The 21,476-nt window shown below is 71.6% G+C and carries 19 protein-coding genes; 10 read left to right on the forward strand and 9 right to left on the reverse strand.

Features of this window, described 5'->3' with window-relative positions; translation table 11 throughout:
• Position 1: 1 nt before the first annotated feature.
• The 7 genes from ACIO9J_RS15690 to ACIO9J_RS15720 all read left to right on the forward strand — a co-directional run bounded on the left by ACIO9J_RS15690 (position 2) and on the right by ACIO9J_RS15720 (position 6,713).
• Positions 2-1,372 (forward strand): sulfate adenylyltransferase subunit 1, encoded by a 1,371-nt coding sequence (locus tag ACIO9J_RS15690; protein ID WP_401998385.1) that lies wholly within the window; start codon positions 2-4, stop codon positions 1,370-1,372.
• 221 nt (positions 1,373-1,593) lie between these two features.
• Positions 1,594-2,697: an aliphatic sulfonate ABC transporter substrate-binding protein gene (locus ACIO9J_RS15695; protein ID WP_401998388.1), complete on the forward strand. Its 1,104-nt coding sequence runs from the start codon at positions 1,594-1,596 to the stop codon at positions 2,695-2,697.
• Between the two features lie 36 nt (positions 2,698-2,733).
• Complete coding sequence (locus ACIO9J_RS15700; RefSeq protein ID WP_401998391.1) at positions 2,734-3,525, forward strand: ABC transporter ATP-binding protein; 792 nt, start codon at positions 2,734-2,736, stop codon at positions 3,523-3,525.
• Positions 3,512-4,429 (forward strand): ABC transporter permease, encoded by a 918-nt coding sequence (locus ACIO9J_RS15705; protein WP_401998393.1) that lies wholly within the window; start codon positions 3,512-3,514, stop codon positions 4,427-4,429. Before ACIO9J_RS15700 ends, ACIO9J_RS15705 begins: the two co-directional genes overlap by 14 nt.
• 6 nt (positions 4,430-4,435) lie before the next feature.
• Complete coding sequence (locus ACIO9J_RS15710) at positions 4,436-5,224, forward strand: sirohydrochlorin chelatase (protein WP_401998396.1); 789 nt, start codon at positions 4,436-4,438, stop codon at positions 5,222-5,224.
• 11 nt (positions 5,225-5,235) lie between these two features.
• On the forward strand, positions 5,236-6,093 hold the full coding sequence (locus tag ACIO9J_RS15715) for a hypothetical protein (protein WP_401998399.1): 858 nt from the start codon (positions 5,236-5,238) through the stop codon (positions 6,091-6,093).
• 92 nt (positions 6,094-6,185) lie between these two features.
• Positions 6,186-6,713, forward strand: a complete 528-nt coding sequence (locus ACIO9J_RS15720) for a GNAT family N-acetyltransferase (RefSeq protein WP_401998401.1) — start codon at positions 6,186-6,188, stop codon at positions 6,711-6,713.
• 38 nt (positions 6,714-6,751) lie between these two features.
• Here ACIO9J_RS15720 and ACIO9J_RS15725 read toward each other — a convergent pair whose 3' ends face one another.
• The 4 genes from ACIO9J_RS15725 to ACIO9J_RS15740 all read right to left on the reverse strand — a co-directional run bounded on the left by ACIO9J_RS15725 (position 6,752) and on the right by ACIO9J_RS15740 (position 9,664).
• The gene (locus ACIO9J_RS15725) at positions 6,752-7,390 is read right to left on the reverse strand and encodes a DsbA family protein (protein ID WP_401998404.1); all 639 of its coding nucleotides are present in this window, start codon (positions 7,388-7,390) and stop codon (positions 6,752-6,754) included.
• A 79-nt stretch (positions 7,391-7,469) separates the two neighbouring features.
• Positions 7,470-7,838: a DUF4440 domain-containing protein gene (locus ACIO9J_RS15730; protein ID WP_401998407.1), complete on the reverse strand. Its 369-nt coding sequence runs from the start codon at positions 7,836-7,838 to the stop codon at positions 7,470-7,472.
• The gene (locus ACIO9J_RS15735; protein ID WP_401998680.1) at positions 7,831-8,379 is read right to left on the reverse strand and encodes a DUF1697 domain-containing protein; all 549 of its coding nucleotides are present in this window, start codon (positions 8,377-8,379) and stop codon (positions 7,831-7,833) included. The genes ACIO9J_RS15730 and ACIO9J_RS15735 overlap by 8 nt, the downstream gene beginning before the upstream one ends.
• 76 nt (positions 8,380-8,455) lie before the next feature.
• Positions 8,456-9,664: a S8 family serine peptidase gene (locus ACIO9J_RS15740; RefSeq protein ID WP_401998410.1), complete on the reverse strand. Its 1,209-nt coding sequence runs from the start codon at positions 9,662-9,664 to the stop codon at positions 8,456-8,458.
• Positions 9,665-10,071: 407 nt separating this feature from the next.
• Here ACIO9J_RS15740 and ACIO9J_RS15745 point away from each other — a divergent pair, with 407 nt between their 5' ends.
• Positions 10,072-12,330: an MMPL family transporter gene (locus tag ACIO9J_RS15745; protein ID WP_401998413.1), complete on the forward strand. Its 2,259-nt coding sequence runs from the start codon at positions 10,072-10,074 to the stop codon at positions 12,328-12,330.
• Between the two features lie 86 nt (positions 12,331-12,416).
• Here ACIO9J_RS15745 and ACIO9J_RS15750 read toward each other — a convergent pair whose 3' ends face one another.
• From ACIO9J_RS15750 to ACIO9J_RS15760, 3 genes are all read right to left on the reverse strand, one after another.
• Positions 12,417-13,415, reverse strand: a complete 999-nt coding sequence (locus ACIO9J_RS15750; RefSeq protein WP_401998416.1) for a CDP-alcohol phosphatidyltransferase family protein — start codon at positions 13,413-13,415, stop codon at positions 12,417-12,419.
• A 217-nt stretch (positions 13,416-13,632) separates the two neighbouring features.
• Positions 13,633-14,841: a macrolide-inactivating glycosyltransferase gene (gene mgt / locus ACIO9J_RS15755; RefSeq protein WP_401998419.1), complete on the reverse strand. Its 1,209-nt coding sequence runs from the start codon at positions 14,839-14,841 to the stop codon at positions 13,633-13,635.
• Between the two features lie 57 nt (positions 14,842-14,898).
• Positions 14,899-15,303, reverse strand: a complete 405-nt coding sequence (locus tag ACIO9J_RS15760; protein ID WP_401998683.1) for a MarR family winged helix-turn-helix transcriptional regulator — start codon at positions 15,301-15,303, stop codon at positions 14,899-14,901.
• Positions 15,304-15,456: 153 nt separating this feature from the next.
• Between ACIO9J_RS15760 and ACIO9J_RS15765 the strand changes: the two genes are divergently transcribed.
• Positions 15,457-16,527 (forward strand): hypothetical protein, encoded by a 1,071-nt coding sequence (locus ACIO9J_RS15765; protein WP_401998422.1) that lies wholly within the window; start codon positions 15,457-15,459, stop codon positions 16,525-16,527.
• A gap of 147 nt (positions 16,528-16,674) precedes the next feature.
• Here the strand turns inward: ACIO9J_RS15765 and ACIO9J_RS15770 are convergent, their stop codons facing one another.
• Positions 16,675-18,054, reverse strand: coding sequence for an MFS transporter (locus ACIO9J_RS15770; protein ID WP_401998425.1), 1,380 nt, complete (start codon positions 18,052-18,054; stop codon positions 16,675-16,677).
• Between the two features lie 129 nt (positions 18,055-18,183).
• Here ACIO9J_RS15770 and ACIO9J_RS15775 point away from each other — a divergent pair, with 129 nt between their 5' ends.
• Positions 18,184-18,999 carry a helix-turn-helix domain-containing protein gene (locus ACIO9J_RS15775; RefSeq protein ID WP_401998428.1) on the forward strand — a complete coding sequence of 272 codons (816 nt, stop codon included), beginning with the start codon at positions 18,184-18,186 and terminating at the stop codon, positions 18,997-18,999.
• On the opposite strand, the gene ACIO9J_RS15780 is transcribed toward ACIO9J_RS15775, so the two are convergent.
• On the reverse strand, positions 18,996-21,212 hold the full coding sequence (locus ACIO9J_RS15780) for an MMPL family transporter (RefSeq protein WP_401998431.1): 2,217 nt from the start codon (positions 21,210-21,212) through the stop codon (positions 18,996-18,998). The two genes, ACIO9J_RS15775 and ACIO9J_RS15780, sit on opposite strands and share 4 nt — an antisense overlap.
• Positions 21,213-21,476: the final 264 nt, after the last annotated feature.

Genomic DNA, 21,476 nt, shown 5'->3' on the forward strand with positions numbered 1-21,476 from the left:
CATGAGCAACAGCACCACTGAGCCGGTACAGCCGCTCTCCACCGAGCAGTTGTCGGCCACCACCCTGCTGCGGTTCGCCACCGCCGGTTCCGTCGACGACGGCAAGTCCACCCTGGTGGGCCGCCTCCTGCACGACTCCAAGTCGGTCCTCACCGACCAGCTGGAGGCCGTGGAGCGCGTCTCGGCGAGCCGCGGCGCCGAGGCCCCCGACCTGGCGCTGCTCACGGACGGCCTGCGGGCCGAGCGCGAGCAGGGCATCACCATCGACGTCGCCTACCGCTACTTCGCCACGGCCCGGCGCCGGTTCATCCTCGCCGACACCCCGGGGCACGTGCAGTACACCCGGAACATGGTCACCGGCGCCTCCACCGCCGACCTCGCGGTCGTCCTCGTCGACGCCCGCAACGGCGTCATCGAGCAGACCCGCAGGCACGCCGCGGTCGCCGCGCTGCTCCGCGTCCCGCACGTGGTGCTCGCGGTGAACAAGATGGACCTGGTCGCCTACGAGGAGACGGTCTTCGCCCGGATCGCCGAGGAGTTCACTGCGTACGCCAGTGAGTTGGGCGTACCGGAGATCACCGCGATACCGATCTCGGCGCTCGCGGGCGACAACGTCGTCGAGCCGTCCTCGAACATGGACTGGTACGGAGGACCGACCGTCCTCGAACACCTGGAGACGGTGCCGGTCAGCCACGACCTGACCTCCTGCCACGCGCGGCTCCCCGTCCAGTACGTGATCCGCCCGCAGACCGCCGAGCACCCCGACTACCGCGGCTACGCGGGCCAGATCGCGGCGGGCACCTTCCGGGTCGGCGAGTCCGTGACGGTGCTGCCGTCCGGGCGCACCTCCAAGGTCGCGGGCATCGACCTGCTGGGCACGGCGGTCGACGTGGCGTGGACGCCGCAGTCGGTCACGCTGCTCCTGGAGGACGACATCGACATCTCGCGCGGCGACCTGATCGTGCCGAGCGGCGACGTCCCCCGGGCCACCCAGGACGTCGAGGCGACCGTCTGCCACGTGGCGGACACCGCGCTCGCCGTCGGCCAGCGGGTGCTGCTCAAGCACACCACGCGTACGGTCAAGGCGATCGTGAAGGAGATCCCCTCCAGGCTCACCCTGGACGACCTCTCCCAGCACCCCGAGCCGGGGCAGCTCGTCGCCAACGACATCGGCCGGGTCCTGGTCCGCACCGCGGAGCCGCTCGCGCTCGACACGTACGCGGACTCCCGGCGCACCGGCTCGTTCCTGCTGATCGACCCGGCGGACGGCACGACGCTCGCCGCGGGCATGGTGGGCGCCGCCTTCGCCGCCTCCGCCGATGCCGCCGCGGAGCCGGCCGCCGCCGCGGACGACGAGGGCTGGGACTTCTGACCATGAACTGCGTCGACGTGTTCGCGACGTTCGCGAAGGAGGGCGGCCGCATCGGCAGCGGCGCCCTCGGCAGCGGACAGGGCGGGGTGGCCCGATGTGCGCGATGACGTACGCGCACTGCCTGCGCGCCCCAGCCCCCGCCAGACGAAGACGAAGACCTGCCGACCTCCCGGCCACGCCCTGACGGCGTGCGCACCGGGCCAACGAGAGGACCACCTCCCGTGCCAGTACGACGTACCCGCCTCACCGCCCTCGCGGCGCTGCCCCTGCTCGCCCTGGCGCTCGGCGCCTGCGGCTACGGATCGGAGGCGGACAAGAGCGACGACAAGTCCAAGGTCGCCGCCGGTGCGAAGAAGATCGACGACCTGGACAGCGTGAAGATCGGGTACTTCCCGAACCTCACCCACGCCACCGCCCTGGTGGGCAACCAGCAGGGCCTGTTCCAGAAGGAACTCGGCGGCACGGAGGCCAAGTACTCCCAGTTCAACGCGGGCCCCTCGGAGATCGAGGCGCTGAACGCCGGATCGATCGACATCGGCTGGATCGGCCCCTCGCCCGCCATCAACGGCTACACCAAGTCCCAGGGCAAGAACCTGCGCATCATCGGCGGTTCGGCGTCCGGCGGCGTGAAGCTCGTGGTGAACCCCAAGAAGATCAAGTCCCAGGACGACGTCAAGGGCAAGAAGATCGCGACGCCGCAGCTCGGCAACACCCAGGACGTGGCCTTCCTCAACTGGATCGCCGAGAAGGGGTGGAAGGTCGACGCGCAGAGCGGCAAGGGCGACGTGTCGGTGGTCCGCACCGACAACAAGATCACCCCGGACGCCTACAAGTCCGGCTCCATCGACGGCGCCTGGGTGCCCGAGCCGACCGCGTCCAAGCTGGTCGCCGAGGGCGGCAAGGTCCTCCTCGACGAGTCCGACCTGTGGCCGGACAAGAAGTTCGTGATCACGAACATCATCGTGAAGCAGAGCTTCCTGAAGGACCACCCGAAGGTCGTCGAGGCCGTGCTGCGCGGCGCGGTGAAGACCAACGCGTGGATCGAGGAGAACCCCGACAAGGCGAAGGCCGCCGCCAACGCCCAGCTGAAGGCGGACTCCGGCAAGCCGCTGCCCACCGAGGTGCTCGACCCCGCGTGGAAGTCCATCCAGACGACCAACGACCCGCTGGCCGCCACGCTCGACGCGGAGGCGGACCACGCGGTCAAGGCCGGACTCCTGGAGAAGCCCGACCTCAAGGGCATCTACGACCTCGGTCCGCTGAACAAGGTCCTCAAGGCCGCGGGCGAGTCCCCGGTCGACGACGCCGGTCTCGGCGTCAAGTAACCCTGCCACCAGCCGAGTTCCCAGGAGGTGACGACCATGGCTACCACCCTCGCCAAGGCCGCGGAGGACAGCCGTACCACGGCCGAGCACGCGGCAAGGATCGAGCACGTCTCGAAGTCCTTCGGCGGTCCCACGGGGCCGCAGCTCGTCCTCGACGACATCACGCTGGATGTCGCTCCCGGCGAGTTCGTCACCCTCCTGGGAGCCTCGGGCTGCGGCAAGTCGACGCTGCTCAACCTGGTCGCCGGGCTCGACAGGCCGTCCGCGGGCAGCATCGCGACCGACGGCCGCCCCGCCCTGATGTTCCAGGAGCACGCGCTCTTCCCGTGGCTGACCGCGGGCAAGAACATCGAGCTCGCCCTGAAGCTGCGCGGCCTGCCCAAGGCGGAGCGCAGGCCGCGCGCCGAGGAGCTGCTCGAACTCGTCCGGCTGCACGGGGCGTACGGCAAGCGCGTGCACGAGCTGTCGGGCGGCATGCGCCAGCGGGTCGCGCTGGCCCGCGCGCTCGCCCAGGACAGCCAACTCCTGCTGATGGACGAGCCGTTCGCGGCGCTCGACGCGATCACCAGGGACGTGCTGCACGACGAGCTGACCCGCGTGTGGCGCGAGACGAACGTCTCCGTCCTCTTCGTCACGCACAACGTGCGCGAGGCCGTGCGGCTCGCGCAGCGCGTGGTGCTCCTCTCGTCGCGGCCAGGGCGGGTGGCGCACGAGTGGCGGGTCGACATCCCGCACCCGCGCCGCATCGAGGACTCCGCCGTGGCGGAACTGTCCGTCGAGATCACCGAACAACTGCGTGGGGAGATCCGCCGCCATGGTCAGCACTGACACGCCCCGTCCGGCCGGTCCGGTCAAGGAGGCCGGGGACGGCCAGGACCTCGCGGGCCTGGAGGCGGGCCTGGACGCGCTGGAGTCCGGCGCGGGCCCCACCCGTACGCCCCTTCGCCAGGTGCTCGTCCAGAAGGTGCTGCCGCCGCTGACCGCGGTGGTGCTCGTGCTGCTCGTGTGGCAGGCGCTCGTCTCCTTCAAGGTCGTCGACGATCCCACCAAACTGCCCTCGCCGTCCGCGGTGTGGGACGAGGTGTCCGACGCGTGGATGCAGGGCACGCTGCTCGACTTCATCTGGACGTCCGTGTCGCGCGGGCTGCTCGGCTTCCTCTTCGCCCTGGCGATCGGCACGCCGCTCGGCCTGATCGTCGCGCGGGTCCGGTTCATCAGGGCCGCGATCGGCCCGATCCTCTCCGGCCTCCAGTCGCTGCCCTCGGTCGCCTGGGTGCCGCCCGCCGTCCTGTGGCTCGGCCTGAACAACCAGATGATGTACGCGGTGATCCTGCTCGGCGCCGTGCCCTCCATCGCCAACGGCCTGGTCTCCGGCGTCGACCAGGTGCCGCCGCTGTTCCTGCGCGCGGGCCGCACGCTCGGCGCGACCGGCCTGCGGCACACCTGGCACATCGTGCTCCCCGCCGCTCTGCCCGGCTATCTCGCGGGCCTCAAGCAGGGCTGGGCGTTCTCCTGGCGCTCACTGATGGCCGCGGAGATCATCGCGTCCTCCCCCGACCTCGGCGTGGGCCTCGGCCAGCTCCTGGAGAACGGCCGCAACGCCAGCTCGATGCCCATGATCTTCCTGGCCATCTTCCTCATCCTGATCGTCGGCATCGCCATCGACCTGCTGATCTTCAGCCCCCTGGAGCGGCGCGTCCTGCGCAGCCGCGGACTTCTCGTGAAGAGCTGAACTGCCATGCACCGAACGCCACTCGACCGCCCGCCGCGTCCCGTACTCCTCGTCGTCGCGCACGGCAGCCGCGACCCGCGGCACGCCGAGACCGTGCACGCCCTGGTGCGCGCGGTGCGCACGCTGCGCCCGGGACTGCGGGTGGAGTCGAGCTTCCTGGACTTCAACGCACCCACGGTGTCCGGCGTGTTGGAGCGGCTCGCGGCCGAGGGCGTGCGCGACGTGGTGGCCCTGCCGCTCCTGCTGACGCGCGCCTTCCACGCGAAGACGGACATCCCCGCCGTGCTGCGCGCGGCGCCCGCGTGCCTGCGGATCCGGCAGGCCGCGGTGCTCGGCCCTTCCCCGCTGCTGCTCGGCGCGCTCGAACAGCGGCTCTACGAGGCGGGATTGAGCCCCGCCGACAAGTCCTCGACCGGGGTCGTGCTGGCCTCGGCGGGGTCCTCAGACCCGGAGGCGATCGCAGTGATCGCTGAAATCGCGCGGGAGTGGCGGCTCACCGGTTGGTGTGCCGTGCGGCCTGCGTTCGCCTCCGCATCCCTGCCGCGCACGGCCGACGCCGTGCGCGCCCTGCGGGACGAACCGGGGGTGCGCCGGGTGGCGGTGGCGCCCTACGTCCTGGCCCCCGGCCGCCTGCCGGACCGCATCGCGCGGGGCGCCGCCGACGCGGACGTGCTCGCCGACGTCCTCGGCGCCGCTCCCGCGGTGGCCCGGCTCCTGGTGCGGCGCTACGAGGAGGCGTACGCGCGGGGTGACTCTCCGGTAGCTCCCCTGGCGCGGATTCCCGCACTGGCCTAGTTTGTGGGGGCATGACCCCGAGCCGATCCCGCACCCTGTGGCTGCGGACCGAACCCCTGCACGCGGTGATCTACTTCGACGAACGCTGCCGGGGTCTGGGCAGGGCCGTGGGGCTCAAGGGGTTCTGGATGGGGTACTTCGCCGCGCGGACGGCGCCGATGGGCCGGGTCGGGTCCGCGGTCGCCACGGCGGCGCTCGGCGTCTTCGCGCCGGGCATGGTGGCCCGCGCGCTGCCCTCGGCCTGGGAGTACGCCTCGCCGGACCGGGTCGTCGAGGAGCGTGCCCGGCTCACCGCCCGCGCCCTGCGCATGCTCGTGCCGGGCGTGGACGCGCTGGCCTCCGCGGTCAATCCGCTGCTCGCCACCGTCGTCGAGGACGCGCCGCCGCTGGCCCGCCCGCTGTTCGCCGCCAACCGCGATCTGTACGGCCGGGCCGACCCCGTCGAGCGGCTGTGGCAACTGACCACCTGCGTCCGCGAGTTCAGGGGCGACGCACACGTGACGGCGCTCGCCGACCACGGTCTGGACGCCCGCGAGGCGCTCGCCCTCGCCGCGGCCACCGGCCGGGTGGACGCGGACGGCATCCGGCAGGACCGGGGCTGGAGCGAGGAGGAGTGGGCGGCCACCGAGGATCTGATGCGCGGCCGTGGCCTGGTCGACGCGGCGGGTCTGGCCACCGAACAGGGCCGCACCGAACGGCAGTTGATCGAGGCCGACACCGACAGGCTGGCGGCGCGGTTGCTGCGCCCGCTCTCCGAGACCGAGACGGACGGGCTCCTGGCGGCCCTGGGGCCGGCGACGCGGCGGATCCTCGATCTGGACGTCGTGCCCTTCCCGAATCCGATCGGACTGCCGCGCACGGCGAGCTGACCCCCGGCCGGACGCGGCGGCCGCACCGGGCGACCGAACAGGTGCGTGAATCCGCTTGCAGCGGAACGCTCCGTACCCCTACCGTCACGCGGATGACACCCGAACTGCGGTCCGAACGCCTGGTCCTCTCCCCCTACGCCGAGACCGACGAGGCGGACTTCGTATCCCTGTTCCAGGACGAGGCGGTGGGCCGCTGGTTCGGGGACGGCATGCAGACCGCGGCGCAGGACCGGGCGCTGTTCCACCGGATCTTCAGCTATGTCTACGCGGAGAATCGGTTCCCCGTCTGGGCGGTGCGGCACGAGGGGCGTTACGTCGGGCACGCCGAGGTCAAGCCGTCGCCCGAGTCCTGGCTGGACGGACACGAGATCGTCTACGGCCTGACCCGGGCGAGCTGGGGCCTCGGCCTCGGCACGGAGCTCGCCAGGCTGCTCACCGACTTCGGCCACGAGACGCTGGGCCTCGCCGAGGTGCACGCGACCGTGGACTCGGAGAACACCGCGTCCCTCACCGTCCTCAAGCGCCTCGGCTTCACCCAGGGCCGCGCGATATCCGAGGAGAACGGCGGGACCACCCTGCTGCTCACCTCGCGGCTGCCCGCGCGGCCCGTCGCGGGCTGAACCACGGCGGCCCGCCCGCCACGCCGCCCGCCACGCCGTCAGCCGACGTCCAGGCCGCCGGTCCTGGTCCGCTTCAGCTCGAAGAAGTCCGGGTACCCCGCGAGCACCCGGAAGCTGTCGAAGAGCCGCGCGGCCTCCTCGCCGCGCGGGATCGCGCGCAGCACGGGGCCGAACCAGACGGTGCCGTCGACGTGGATCGTCGGCGTGCCGACATAGCCGTCGGCCTCCGGGTCCTTGCCGGCGTCGTGGCTGCGGCGCAGCACCGCGTCGTACGCGGGGTCCTGCCCGGCGGCGGCGAGCTCCGCGGGGAGTCCGAGCTCGGCCAGGGCCTGGCGCGCGACCTCGTCGAAGTCTTCGGTCCTCTCCTGGTGGACGCGGGTGCCGAAGGCCGTGTAGAGGTCGCGGAGGATCTCCTCGCCGTGCGCATCGGCGGCGGCCGCGGCGATCCGGGTCAGGGTGAGGGAGCGGTCGACGAGGTCCCGGTACCACTCGGGCAGTTCGTTGCCCTCGTTGTGGAAGTAGAGGCTCATCACGTGGAAGCGGAGGTCGAGGTCGCGGTGGCGTTCGACCTCCAGGATCCAGCGTGAGGTGATCCAGGCGAAGGGGCAGGCCGGGTCGAAGTAGAAGTCGATGCGGGTCTTCGCGTGGGCGTCGTGCGCGCCGTCCGTCGTCGTCATGAGCAGAGACTATGCGGCAAGTGGCACGCCCTCCTGGGCCATTGACGCGCCCGGGGAGCGGGCCAATTCTGTCCGTCCCTCAGCTCTCGCCCGCGAAGGGCGTGCCCTGGTGGAACCAGAGCCGCCAGCCGTCCTCGGTGCGCCGCCACAGCGAACTGCGGTGCGCGCGGCGGCCGTTGCTGTCGGTGTCGAAGGTCAGGTGCACCACGTCGTCGGAAAGCTGGACGCCCCGCATGGCGGTGGTCGTGGTGGGGCGGCCGCCGGGCTCGGGGTGGGTGAGGACCCGCACGATCGAGGCGCGGTCCCAGCGGGTGCCGGAGGCGCCGAACTCGGTGAACTCCGGGTGCAGGAGCGCCCCGAAGAGCTCGGGCGAGGCACGCACCTCGGGGTCGAGGAGGCGCAGTTCGCCCTCGATGGCGGCCTGTACGGCGGCGGTGCGGTCAGTCATGGGTCATCTCCACGAGCCGGGTGACGGTGTTCCAGTTGCGGCTGGTGGCGATCATGCCCCGGTTCAGGGCGGATCTCGACAGCTTTTCCCCGAGCTTGGACCGCCCGAGCCCGTCGGGCGCGTACAGGTAGAGGGCCCGGTCGCCGAGCGCGAAGTCCTCGGGCAGGAACTCGGCGCGGTCCACGGAGGCGAAGCGCGCCGGGTCGACGGGCGCGGAGAAGTAGGTGACGTGCAGCTGCTTGGGCTCCAGCTCGGCGGCGGGGAACGGGCAGGCGTCGGCCACGGCCTTCAGATACGCCCCGTCGCGCACGAGCACGTCGACGGCGAAGCCGAACTCCTTCTCGATGGCGCGTCCGATCGCGGCGGCGAGGGCGTCCTCGTCGGCCGCCCCGGCGGTGAAGGCCGCGTTGCCGCTCTGCAGATGCGTGCCCACGCCGTCGTACCCGAGGCCTTCCAGGAGCGTACGGAGGCGGGCCATCGGCACCTTCTTGTGGCCGCCCACGTTGATGCCGCGCAGCAGCGCCGCGTATCTCTTCGTCACCATGAGCACACGATAGAGCGGCCGCCGTGCCCCGTGGGGGTGGGCACGGCGGCCGCGGCTCAGCAGGCGCGGAGGATTACTCGACGACCTTGAGGAGCTTGTTGGGCGTGCCCTCGCTCGGGTTCGAGATCTTGTCCGCGGTCGCGCCGTCGGTCAGCGCCTTGGCGACGTCGGCGGGCTTGGCGTCCGGGTGACCGGCGAGGTAGACGGCGGCGGCACCCACGACGTGCGGGGTCGCCATCGACGTACCGGAGATGGTGTTGGTGGCGTCGTCACCGGTGTTCCAGTCGGACGTGATGTCCGAGCCGGGGGCGTAGATGTCCACGACGGAGCCGTAGTTGGAGAAGTCCGACTGCTCGTCGTCCTTGGTGGAGGAGGCGACCGTGATGGCCTCCTTCACGCGGGACGGGGAGCCCTGACCGGCGTCGGTCGACTCGTTGCCGGCGGCGACGGCGAAGGTGACACCCGCGTCGATCGACTTCTTGACGGCCGCGTCGAGCGCTTCGTCCGCGCCGCCGCCGAGGCTCATGTTGGCGACGGAGGGGCCCTTGTGGTTCTTCGTGACCCAGTCGATGCCCGCGACGACCTGCTCGGTGGTGCCGGAGCCCTGGTCGTCCAGGACGCGGACCGCGACGATCTTCGCCTTCTTGGCGACGCCGTGCGCGTCACCGGCGATGGTGCCCGCGACGTGCGTGCCGTGGCCGTTGCCGTCGTCGGCGTCGTCGTCGTTGTCCACGGCGTCGAAGCCGGAGGTGGCGCGGCCGCCGAAGTCCTTGTGGCTGACGCGGACACCGGTGTCGATGACGTACGCGGTGGCGCCCTCACCCGCGGCGTCGGGGTAGGTGTACTTCTTGTCGCCCGCGGTGTCCGCCTGGTCGATGCGGTCCAGGCCCCACGACGGCGGGTCGTCCTGGGTGGCCTTGATGGAGAACTTCTTCGACTGGACGACCTTGCCGACGGCCGGGTCGGCGGCCAGGCGCTTGGCGTCGGTCTCACTGAGGCCCTTGGCGGAGAAGCCGTTGATCGCGGACGAGTAGTTGTGCTTGAGCTCGCCGCCGTACTCCTCGGCGAGGTCGGACTTGGTGTCCTTGCTGGCCTTCTCGTCGAGCATGACGATGTAGCTGCCGGCCACGGCGCCCTTGGCGTCCAGGCCGTAGACCTTGCCCTCGGCGGGGGTGGAGGCACCGGCGAACGAGGTCGCGAAGATCGTCACACCGGCCGCGGTGGCGACGGTGGCTATCGCGGCGGTGAGCTTCACCTTGCGGGCACGCTTGTGAGTTGCCATGAAGAGGGGTCTCCTCAGTGCTGTGTGGGGGGATCGTGGGGGGTATTCAGCTGTGGGGCCGTCCTCGAAAGGTGCGCCTGGGCAACAACTTCGTCGGGACAGGCCCGGAGGCCCGGAAGATCTCCGGGTGTTGGGACGAAACCCTGTCTGATTGACGCGCGCAGATCAATACCTACATGCAGCTGTGACTTGTTCAACAAGGCTCTGTAATAACAAACAGGATCTGTCACATCGGATCGGACATCACGGGCCCCAAACCCCCCAACTCGCGGTAACTGTAAGGGGCTTGTAAATTCCTCTCCTTCCTGACGCGGAGGGCGCCCCCGGCCGCAGGGACGAGATCGCGCGCCCCGGAGTCACCGGCCAGCACGACGAGCACTCCCCCGGTGGCGGCCTACTTTCGAGCCATGGGAAACCGAACTGCACGAGCACGGGGGATCGCCGCGAGGGCGGGCGTGTGGAGCGCACGGCACCGCTGGGCCGCCGTCGGCATCTGGATTCTTTTCGTCGTCGTCGCGATGGGCGTCGGCTCGGCCACCGGCCGCACCGACTCGGGCGACGGCGATCTGAAGGGGGAGATCAGTCAGGCACAGTCGATCGTCGACAAGGCGGGCATCGAGGAACCCGCGGGCGAGAGCGTACTGATCCAGGCCGGCGCCGGGGCCGGCAAGGGCGGCGGCGCGGCACTCACCGCGGACGACGCGCGCTTCAAGGCGGCCGTCGCCGACGTGATGAAGGCGGTCGGCGCCACCGACGAGGTGACGGCGGTGACCTCGCCGTACAAGAGCGACTCGATATCCAAGGACGGCCGCAGCGCGCTCGTGCGGTTCGACATGCGCGGTGCCCCCGACACCGCGGGCGACCGGGTGGCGCCGGTCCTCAAGGCCGTCGACGAGGTCGCGAAGAAGCACGACGGGCTGCGGATCGAGGAGATCGGCTCCGCCAGCATGCAGAAGACGTTCGACGACGCGTTCGGCGACGACTTCCAGCAGGCCGAGTACTCGGCGGTGCCCGTCGCGTTCGGCATCCTCCTGGTCGCCTTCGGCGCACTGGTGGCCGCGCTGCTCCCGGTCCTGCTCGCCATCTCCGCGATCATGGCGACGACCGGCCTGATGGCGGTGGTCAGCCACGTCCAGCCGATGAGCGACACCGCCAACTCCGTGATGCTCCTGGTGGGCCTCGCGGTCGGCGTCGACTACTGCCTCTTCTATCTGCGCCGCGAACGCGAGGAGCGCGCCAAGGGCCGCGACCCGGAGACCGCGCTCAGGATCGCGGCGGCCACCAGCGGCCGCGCCGTGGTCGTCTCCGGCGTCACGGTGTGCGTGGCGATGGCGGGCATGCTGTTCACCGGCATCACCGAGTTCCAGGCGATGGGCCTGGCCTCGCTGATGGTGGTCGCGGTGGCGATGGTCGGCTCGGTCACCGTCCTTCCCGCGCTGCTCTCGCTGCTCGGCGAGCGGGTCGAGAAGGGCCGCCTGCCGTTCCTGCGCCGCCGTGCCAAGGGCGGCGTGCCGAGCGAGAGCCGGCTGTGGCGCGCGGTCGTCGGCCGCGTCCTCAAGCGCCCCGGCATCTCGGTGGCCGTCGCCGCCGGTCTGCTCGCCGCGATCGCCCTGCCCGCCCTCGGCATGAAGACCCAGCAGCTCACCCTGGACCAGGAGTTCGGCGACTCCCTGCCGATCGTGGCGACGTACGACCGGATCAACGAGGCGTTCCCCGGGGGCGCCGAACCGGCCGAGGTCGTGGTGAAGGCCGACGACATCGACGCGGCGCCGGTGCGCGCGGCGATCGCCGACTTCCGGGCGCGCGCGGTGAGTTCGGGCGCGTCCAAGGGGCCGGTCGAGATGACCGTGCACCGGGACGCCGACGTGGCGATCCTGTCGGTCCCGCTGGTCGGCGGCTCCGACCAGGACCGGGCCGAGCGGAGCCTCGGCATCCTGCGGGACGACGTGCGCCCGGCGACGCTTGGCGAGGTCGACGGCGTCGAGGCCCCGGTGACCGGCCAGGTCGCGGGCTCCAAGGACTTCAACGACCAGCTCGGCTCGTCGGTCCCGCCGGTCTTCGCCTTCGTGGTGGTCTTCGCGTTCCTGCTGATGCTGCTGTCGTTCCGGTCCCTGACGATCGCGCTGACGTCGATCGTGCTCAACCTGCTCTCGGTGGGCGCCGCCTACGGAATCCTGGTCATGGTCTTCCAGCACGGCTGGGGCGCGTCCCTGGTCGGCGCCGAGGGCGTCGGGGCGATCGTGGCCTGGCTGCCGCTGTTCCTCTTCGTGATCCTCTTCGGCCTCTCCATGGACTACCACGTGTTCGTGGTCTCCCGGATCCGCGAGGCGCGCCTCCAAGGGCGTACGACGAGGGACGCGATCTCGCACGGCGTGATCACCACGGCCGGGGTGGTGACGAGCGCGGCGGTCATCATGGTCGCGGTCTTCGCCATCTTCGGCACGCTGTCCATGCAGTCCATGAAGCAGATGGGCGTGGGCCTCGCGGCGGCGGTCCTGATCGACGCGACGGTGATCCGCGGCGTGCTGCTCCCCGCCGTGATGGCGGCCCTCGGCGAACGCAACTGGTACCTGCCGAAGTGGCTGCGCTGGCTGCCGGACATGACCCACGACGAGACGGGTACCGAGGCCGCGGCGCCGCCCGCCCCGGAGAAGGTCACCGTCTGACCCCGCTCCTGGAACGGCGGAAGCCGGGCGGGCCGATCCCTCGGCCCGCCCGGCTTCCGCCGTTCCCCTGTGCCGCCAGTCCGCGGTTAGGCCGCGGTGAGGACCTTCTCCTCCTCGAACGAGTCGATCGTCCGCGTGAAGTCCCGGGTCGAGAGCAGCAGCTTGTAGATGATGGCGAGTTCGAAGACGAGCAGCAGCGCGCCCGAGACGATCGTCGCGGGGATCACCGCGTCGAAGATCGGGCCGATCATGAAGACGCCCATCTGGAACTCGATGCCGCTCACCAGGTGCGCACGGATGCGGTGGCGCAGCAGGAAGGAGCGGGCCCGCAGATACGCGGGGAACTTGCGCCGGAACTCCTGGTGCAGGTCGATCACCTGGGCCTTGGGCTTCGGCGCCGCCTCCCCGTCGGCGCCGCTCCCCTCGGCGCCTTCGGCGGTGTCGGGGACGTACGCGGCCTCGCCGGCGGCCCGCTGCAGGTCCTGCTCGATGTCCGCCGAGGGGTTCTCCCGCAGCAGGTCCTCCATGAACGCGAGCTCCGCCTCGTTCTGCGCGCGCCGCGCGGCCCGCATGCGCGACTTGATCTGCTTGCGCATGGAGTGGCGGATCTTGAAGATCTCCAGCGAGTTGATGTAGCGCAAGGTGTCGAGCGCGACGACGGCGAGCGCGAGCCAGATGTAGAGGGTGTCGCCGGTGCGCTCGTACTGGCCGCCCATCAGGGCGACGCCGCACACCATGACGCGGATGCGGTCGAAGACGAAGTCGAGCCAGGCGCCGAAGACCGAGCCCTGCCCGGTGAGCCGGGCGACCTTTCCGTCCATGCAGTCGAGGATGAAGCTGAAGTGGTAGATGACCGCGCCGAGGACGAGCCACTTCCAGTCCCCGAACGCGAAGCACGCCGCGGAGCCGAGACCGAGAAGGAACGCGCCCCAGGTGATCTGGTTGGGCGTGATGTTCGTCCGCATCGCGGTGAACCGCACGAGCGGCGTGGCGACCGGGTCGACGAGCAACACGGTCCACCACGCGTCGCGCTTCTTCTCGGTGATGCGGCGCACCTCTGCGAGGGGCGGTATGTCTCGGCGCATGGGGGTCAACTTCCTGGCGTTCGGCGAAAGTTCACCTCACGCTAGGAAGGTATTGGCCCGAGGAACAAGATCTGCCGCGTGCAACCTTTGACCGGGGGTAACGGTCAACCCTCAGGGACGAGTCAATAGGCATCCCAGGACGGTGCCGCGTTACCTGAGCGTTACCGAATGACCTGGGCGTTACCGAAAAGCATCACGGAGCGTTACGTCAGGCCCGTCAGGACCGCGCCTTCGCCAGCTCCTCCTCGACCAGATCGGCCGCCCGCCGCGTACCGCCCTCGGCCGCCATCGCACCGCTGATCTCCTTGAGCCTGCGGGCCACTTCGGGGTCCGCCACGAGCGCGAGCACCGCGTCGCGCAGCGCCCGCGCGGTGACCTCCGCCATCGGCAGGTGCCGGGCGACACCGAGCGACTGGAGCACGTCGGCGTTGCCGAACTGGTCGGCGGCCTGCGGCACGGCCACCATCGGCGTCGCGGTGGCAAGACCCTCCTGGCTGCCGCCCGCACCGGCGTGCGTGACGAAGGCGTCGGCCTTCCTGAGCACCGCGAGCTGCGGCACCCACGGGTGGACCGCCACGGAGGCGGGCACCTCGCCGAGGTCGGCGGCGGTGACGTGCTTGCCGACCTGGAGCACCACGTGCCAGCCGGGCAGTTCCCCGAACGCCTCGACGCAGGCGCGGTAGAAGGCGGGCTGCTTGGTGAAGGCCGAGCCGAGCGAGACGAGCAGCACCTTCTCCGCGCCCGCGGGCCGCTCCCAGTCGCCCTGGTCCGCGCGGTCGCCCTGGCACGCGCCGACGAAGGTGTGTACGGACTCGTCGACGCGGTCGGCGTGCGGCTGGAGCGCCTTCGGGATCAGTACGAGGGAGCGCGGCGGACGCCCGACGAACGGGTCGGGCTCCTGGGTGATGCCGTTCTCCGCGAGCCAGGCGCGGAAGCGCGCGTAGTACGCCGTACCGCGCGCGGTCTCCTTCAGCTCCGCGTACATCGGCTCGGCGACCTCCTCCTCGTACCCGTCCCAGGCGACCAGGTTCGGCGAGAGCGAGATCTCCGGGACGCCCCAGCGGCGGGCGAGGACGCGGGCCGGGTAGGAGGTGATGTCGTGCAGGACGAGCTCCGGCTCGTCACCCTCGTACGCGCGGGCCAGCTCGGGCAGGACCGTGATCGCGTCGTCGAGGAACGGCTCGATGTTGTCGATCAGTTCGGTGCCCCAGGCCTCCGGGTCGTCGTCCGGGGAGGGCAGCGTCGAGGTGTAGGGCCGGGGCTCGGCGCCGGTCTCCGCGACCTTCTCCGCGAAGGCGTGCGGGATCGCGTACGTGACGCGGTGGCCGCGGGCGACGAGTTCACGGATGACTTCGAGGCTCGGGTTGACGTGTCCGTGCGCGGCGATCGAGAACATGGCGATGTGGGCGGGCCGGGTTGCGGTCATGCGCCGACCATAGGCGAGACGAGACGTCTCGTGCAATCCCTTACCGCCCCTCGCTCCTCACTCGATGCCGGCGACCACGCCCCCGGCGGACTCGTTGTAACGCAGCAGATACTCGGCGAACCGCGCCAGATCGGGTTCGCTCCACTCCGCGAGCCGCTCCCGGAAGGCGACCCGGCGGGCGTTGCCGACCTGCGCGAGCACCTCGACGCCGCGCTCCGTGAGATGCAGGACGTGCACCCGGTGGTCGGCGGGGTCGAGCCGCCGCTCGACGAGCCCGGCCTTCTCCAGGGCCCCGACCTGTCTGCTGATCGTCGACTTGTCGAGGGTGTAGTGCGCGGCCAGGTCCGTGGCCCGGCAGCCGCCCTCGAACTCCAGGTGACTGAGCAGCGTGAAGGACACGAGTGAGAGCTCGGGGTGCATGCGGGCGGCGGTGGCGCGGGCGCGGCGGGCGAACGCGGTCATCTCGCGCTGAATGGTCTCGATGGCGTCGTCCCGGCCCTCGGACCCGTCCCGTTCGGTCACGGTTTCTCCCTCTCCGCAGATGGTTGTAGAGTACAACATCGCAAAGAGTTGTATATGCCAACTACCTGGCCGAGTCACCCCCGGAGAGACCCCATGCCCGCCACCGCGGAACCCGCCCCCCGATTGCGCGACGCACTGCGCCACGTCCTCCTCCACCTGGTCACGCCCCTGCTGATGTGCCTGGGCATGGGCCTCGCCTACCTCGGCGCGTTCGTCACGCCCGAGCCGCACGAGATGCCCGTCGCCGTCGTCGGCTCGGGGGCGGAGGCCCAGGTGCTCGCGCAGAGCGTCAAGGACAAGGCGGGCGACGCCCTCGACGTCCGCACCCTCGCCTCGCGCGAGGAGGCCGTCGACGCGCTCAAGTCCCTGGACATAGCGGGGGCTTACGTTCCCGGCGCCCGGTCCCCCGAGCTGATCGTGGCCTCCGCGGGCTCCGACATGAGCGCCATGGCGGCCGAGAAGGTCTTCACGCCGGTCGCGGCCGGGCAGGGCGCGCCGCTGAAGGTCACCGACGTGGCGCCGCCGGTCTCCGACGACCCCACGGGCCAGGGCCTGTTCTTCCTGCTCGTCGCCGTGAGCATCGGCTCGTACGCGTCGGTCGCGGTGCTCGGCGCGGCGGGCGCGGGCCTGCGGATGCGGGTGCGCGCGGGGCTCGTGGTCGGGGTGTCGTTCGCCGTCAGCCTGATCGGCGCGGCGCTCGCGGGCCCCGTCTTCCACCTGGTGCACCAGGGGCTGTGGGGCGTGTGGGCCATGGCCTGGCTGTACGCGGCGGGCATCCTCTTCATCGGCCTCGGGCTGCACACGTTCCTCAAGCGCTGGACGACGCTGGCGATGATGGTCCTCTTCGTGATGCTCAACTTCACCTCGTCCGGCGGCCTCTTCCGCCCCGAGCTCCAGAACGGCTTCTTCGGCTCCCTGCACGCCTTCTGGAACGGCGCGGGCTTCGTCGAGGGCATCCGCAGCCACCTCTACTTCGGCGGGCATGAACTCGCGGGCCATGTCTGGACGTTGACCGCCTGGCTGGCGGCGGGCCTGCTGCTCGTCGCCGTCGCGGCGCTGTGGGAGCGGCGTCAGCGGGGGCCGGCGGCGGTCCCGGCAGGGCGTACGGCGCAGGAGGAGAGCCAGGAGGAGCAGGAAGAGCTGGAGGAGTCGGTGGGGGTGTGACGCGGGCGCCCTTGCCGTACGTGTGCGTACGGCAAGGACGTCAGTCCGCATGCGTCCTGCGGGGGGGGTGATTGAGGCCCGCAGGGCGGGAGTTGAGCCGTACGCGGGAGGGGCCGCGGCCGGAAACGGGGCGCCGTCTCCGCGGCGTCACCCCGCCCGTCGCACCGCCACCACCACCCCCGCCGCACCCACCACCGCCGCCGCCACCATGAAGGCGACGTGCTGGCCGGTCAGGGCCGCGTCCGACGTCGAGGCCGCACCGGCCAGCACCGCGGGGCCGAGGCCGCTGCCGATCTGCAGCGCCGTCGCGGTCACCGCGGACGCCGCGCCCTGGCTCGCCCGCGGCACGCCCCGCAGCCCGAGCACGGTGAGCGCGGGGAACGCCAGGCCCTGCCCGACACCGGTCACCACCAGACCGGCGAACACGGGCCAGACGTACGGACTCTGACTGCTCGTCAGACACCAGAGCAGCACCCCGCCGCCGGTCAGCAGCAGCCCCGCCGTGAGAACCGTGCGCGCCCCGAGCCGCTCCAGGAGACGGCCGGTGAGCAGCGCGGTGCCGGACACCGCCACGCTGACCGGGAGCACCGCGAGACCCGACTGCGCGGGCGACATCCCGCGTACGTCCTGGAGATACAGCGGCACGAAGAACAGCGAGCCGTTCACGCAGAAGTAGAACGCCACCGCCGCGCCCGCCGATGTCCGCACCGTCGCGATCCGCAGCAGCGCCCGGTCGATGAGCGCGTCGCCGCCGCGCCGCCACCACAGCGTCGCCGCGCCGACCGCACCGGCCAGCGTGGCGACGGCGAAGAGGCGCCCCGCGCCCCGGTGCGACAGCAGATCGACCCCGAGTACGAGCAGGACGACCGTGGCCACCAGGGCCGCGCCGCCCACGGGATCGACGCGGCGGCCCCTGTCCGCCGTCCCCGCCGGGAGCGCGCGCACCGCGGCGAGTGCGGTGAGCAGGGCCGCCGCGCCCTGCACCGCGAAGACGAGCCGCCAGCCCGCCGCCCCGGTGAGCACCCCGCCGAGGACGAGCCCCAGGCCGTAACTGCCCGCCTGCGCCGAGGCGAAGACGCCGAGGGCGCGCGAGCGTCCGGACCCCGCCGGGTACAGATCGGCGACCAGCGCGGTCGCGGCCGGGATGGTGATCGCGGCGCCCGCGCCCTGCACGATCCGGCCCGCCGCGACCATCCAGAAGTCGCTCGCGGCCAGCGCGGGGACGGCGCCCGCGGCCAGCGCGAGCAGCCCGGCGGTCAGGACGCGGCGGCGCGGGAAGCGGTCGGCGAGGGCGCCGCCCGCGAGCAGCAGCCCGGCGAAGGCGAGCGCGTAGCCGCCGACCGCCCAGGACAGCGTCCCCGGTGCGGCCTCGAACTCCGCGCCCAGGGCGGGGAGCGCGCTGTTCAGGACGGCGACGCTGCCCGCGTCGAGACCGGCGGCCGCGCTCAGGACGAGCAGCGCGAGCAGCGGCGGGCGCGGCCGTGGAACGGTGCCGGCTTCTGACGTACGGGATGCGGAAGTGCTCATGCCCGGCAGCCTCCGCGCGCCTGCGCCGCGCCACCAGACACCGGCCGGGGCGCTCCCCCTCGGGGGTGGCCCTGCCGGGGCCACCTCCGGGGCTGGCCCCGGCCGATCATCCGCCGGGACACTGGTCCCATGACGGCACAGACCACCGAGCTCGCCCGGTTCCTGAGGACCCGGCGGGAGCGGCTCACCCCGGAGAGCGTCGGCCTGTCGAGGACCCCCGGCCGGCGCCTGGCCGGGCTGCGCCGCTCCGAGGTGGCGGCCCTCGCCGGGATCAGCCCGGAGTACTACACGCGGCTCGAACAGGGCAGACAGCGGCGTCCTTCACCGGAGGTCCTCGACGCGCTGGCCGGCGCTCTGCGCCTGGACGCGGACGGCCGCGGCCATCTGCACCGGCTCACGGCACGGCCCGCCCGCACGGAGCGGGCGGCCGCGCCCGAGGCTCCGGGCGCGGCGCTCGACCTGCTGCGGGCCCTGACGGTGTGGCCCGCCTATCTGGTCAGTCCGATGCGGGCCGTGCTCGCCTGGAACGACGCGGCGGCCTGGCTCGTGACGGACTTCGGCGCGCTGGAGCCGCACCGCCGCAACCTCGCCTGGTTCGCGCTGTGCGACCCGCGGGCCCGCGCGCTGTACGAGGACTGGGAGGCGGTGGCACGCGGCAACGTCCACCGCCTGCGCAACGCCCTCGCCGGACACACCGGCGAGGAACCGCTCCTGGCCGAACTGGCCGAGCACGGCGGCGACCTGTTCACCGACGCCTGGAACGAGCACGAGGTGCGCGGCCCCAACACCGGACACAAGCGGCTGAACCATCCGGAGGCGGGACCGCTGGCCCTCGCGTACACCGGCTATCTGCTGCCGGGCCCCGAGCGGATCGAGCTGGTGGTGATGACCGCCCCGGAGGGCAGCCCCGAACACGCCCTGCTGCACGGGCTCTTCGGCTCCTAGCGCCGGTCCCCTGCCGTCGCGTACGGCTGGTAACGGTCGGGGGCGACGGGACCGCCGCCGCCCTGCCCGGCTCCATGGTCGTGCGCCGTCCGGCCCGACCTGCGCGGCCACCACAGGCCCCGTCCCAGCAGCGCGGCCAGCGCGGGCACCAGGACGAGGGAGAGCACCAGGGCGGAGAGGATGATGCCGAGGCCGGTGGCGAAGCCGAGCTCCTGGGTGGCGGGGCTCGCGGCCAGGCTGGCGAAGGAACCCGCGAGGACGACGCCCGCCGTGGCGACGGCGGGTGCGGTGTGCCGCACCGCCTCGGCCACCGCGTGCCGCGCGGACACCGGCTTGGCCATCTCCTCCCTGATCCGGTCGGTGATCAGGATGTTGTAGTCGGTGCCGAGGGCGACGACGAAGAGGAACAGCACCAGGGGCAGGGTGAACGAGATGCCGGGCCGGTCCAGGGTGTGCTGGAAGAGCAGCGTGCTCGCCCCGAGCGTGGCGACGAAGCCGAGGCCGACCGCGAGCATCAGCACGACCGGGGCCAGCACCGAGCGCAGCAGCAGGAAGAGGATCACGGCGATCAGCAGGGCCGCGACGGGGAACACCAGGCGCAGGTCCTTCTCCACCGCCGTGGAGATGTCGGCGAACACGGCGGCCGTGCCCGTGACGTACGCCTTGCTGCCCTCCGGCGCGGTCCGCGCCGCGGTGTCCCTGATCGGGCCCGAGACGAGGTCACGCGCGTGCTGCGAGTCGGAGGCGACGCTCAGGAACAGATCGACGCGGGCGGCCGTGCGGTCCTTGCTGAGCACCGGCTTGCCGACCTCGCCGACGCCCTCCTCCTTCGCGAGCGCACGGGTCATGCCGGTGAGCGAACCCGCCTTGAGGTCCGCGCCGTCGGCGCTGGTCACGTACACGGTGTGCGGGTCGGAGACGCCGGCGGGCAGGCTGCGGGAGATCTGTTCCGCCGTTCTGGTCGCGGCGGTCTCGGGCAGGCCCTGCTGGTCGTAGCTCATCTTCATGCCGACCGCGCCCGCGCCGAGCGCGCCGAGGAGCACCAGGCTGCCGAGCGCGTACCGCACGGGCCGTGCGCTCACCGCGTGCCCGAGGCGTGCGCTGATCCCGTCGGTGCGCTCCTTCTTCCAGGCGCGCGCGGGCCAGAACATGGCACGGCCGAGCAGGGCGAGCAGCGCGGGCATCAGCGTGAGGCTGGCGAGGAGCATCACCAGGACGGAGACGGCGATCGCGGGGCCGAGGACCTTGAACTGTCCGAAGCTCGCCAGGCCGAGGGTCGCGAAGGCCGCCACGATCGTCAGCGCGGCCGAGGTGATCGCGCTGCCGACCCGCCGGGTCGTCTCGCTCGCGGCGGTCCGCGCGTCCTGCCCGGGGTGGTTCCGCAGCTGCTCCCTGAACCGGAACATCAGGAAGAGGAAGTAGTCGATGCCGATGCCGAGGAGTACGACACCGATCAGCGAGGGAGTGGACGGGTCGAGGTCGATGCCGAAGAGCTTCGCCGTGCCGACCACCGCGCCCGATGCCACTCCGCCGATCAGCGACACCGCGATCAGCGGCACGAGAGCGGCGAGCACGCTGCGGAAGACGAGCACGTTCAGCACGATGATGAGGCCCATCGTCAGAATGCCGACGACTTTGCCCGTGGTCTCCTCGGCGTCCAGGCTGTCGACCGTGGAGGCGATGCCGCCGGTGAATCCGACGCGCAGGTCCTCGCGGGCGAATGCACGCTCCGCCTCGGCACGGAATTCCTTGTAGACGTCCTGAAGTCCGGGGTCCTGCGGATTTCCGTCAAGCGAGACCGTCAGAAGCCGGAAACTCTTGTCGGGCGCCACCGCGCCCGGCGATACCCGGGGGGTCTGGGAATGGTCCTTCATCAGCGGTTCGGGCTTCGGCCCGGTGATGCGCTCGTGGCCCAGACCGGTCGCGGTGCCGGTGATCCGCCGCTGGTCGGACGCCGTGAGCTTGCCGCCGTCTTCCCTGGCCACGAGCACCGTCAGCGCGTTGGGGTCGGGCTTGGCACCGAACTTGTCCTCGGCGACGCGCAGCGCGACCGCCGAGTCGTACTGCTTGGGCAGGAAGTCGCCGGACTGGGAATCGGTGACGTCGTACATCATCGCCTTGCCCACGAAACTCAGGCCCGCGCCGAGCACGGTCCATATGACGACCATCATCCATCGATGTCGGGTGGAGAATGAGGTCAGCTTGTGGATCATGGTTCCCTTTTCCCTGCGGAGTTCTTCGATGCTTCGCGGAGTTCTTCGACGCTTACAACAGGTCATCACGCGGCCCCCGTTGAAAACGTCGGCCGCCGGAAGGGGAAGCGACCGGGACTCCGGTCCGGTGCCGGGGCGCGGGCAGTACCCGAGTACTGGGGGAAAGCCCCGACCGGGCGCGGATCCGCCGGGCGGACGGCCGGGATGTAATAGGTGGGGAAAGCAGCGGAAAGCGAGGGTCCGAGGAGCGCTCGGCGCACCGGA

The organism is Streptomyces sp. NPDC087300, from assembly GCF_044744425.1.
GTDB lineage: Bacteria > Actinomycetota > Actinomycetes > Streptomycetales > Streptomycetaceae > Streptomyces.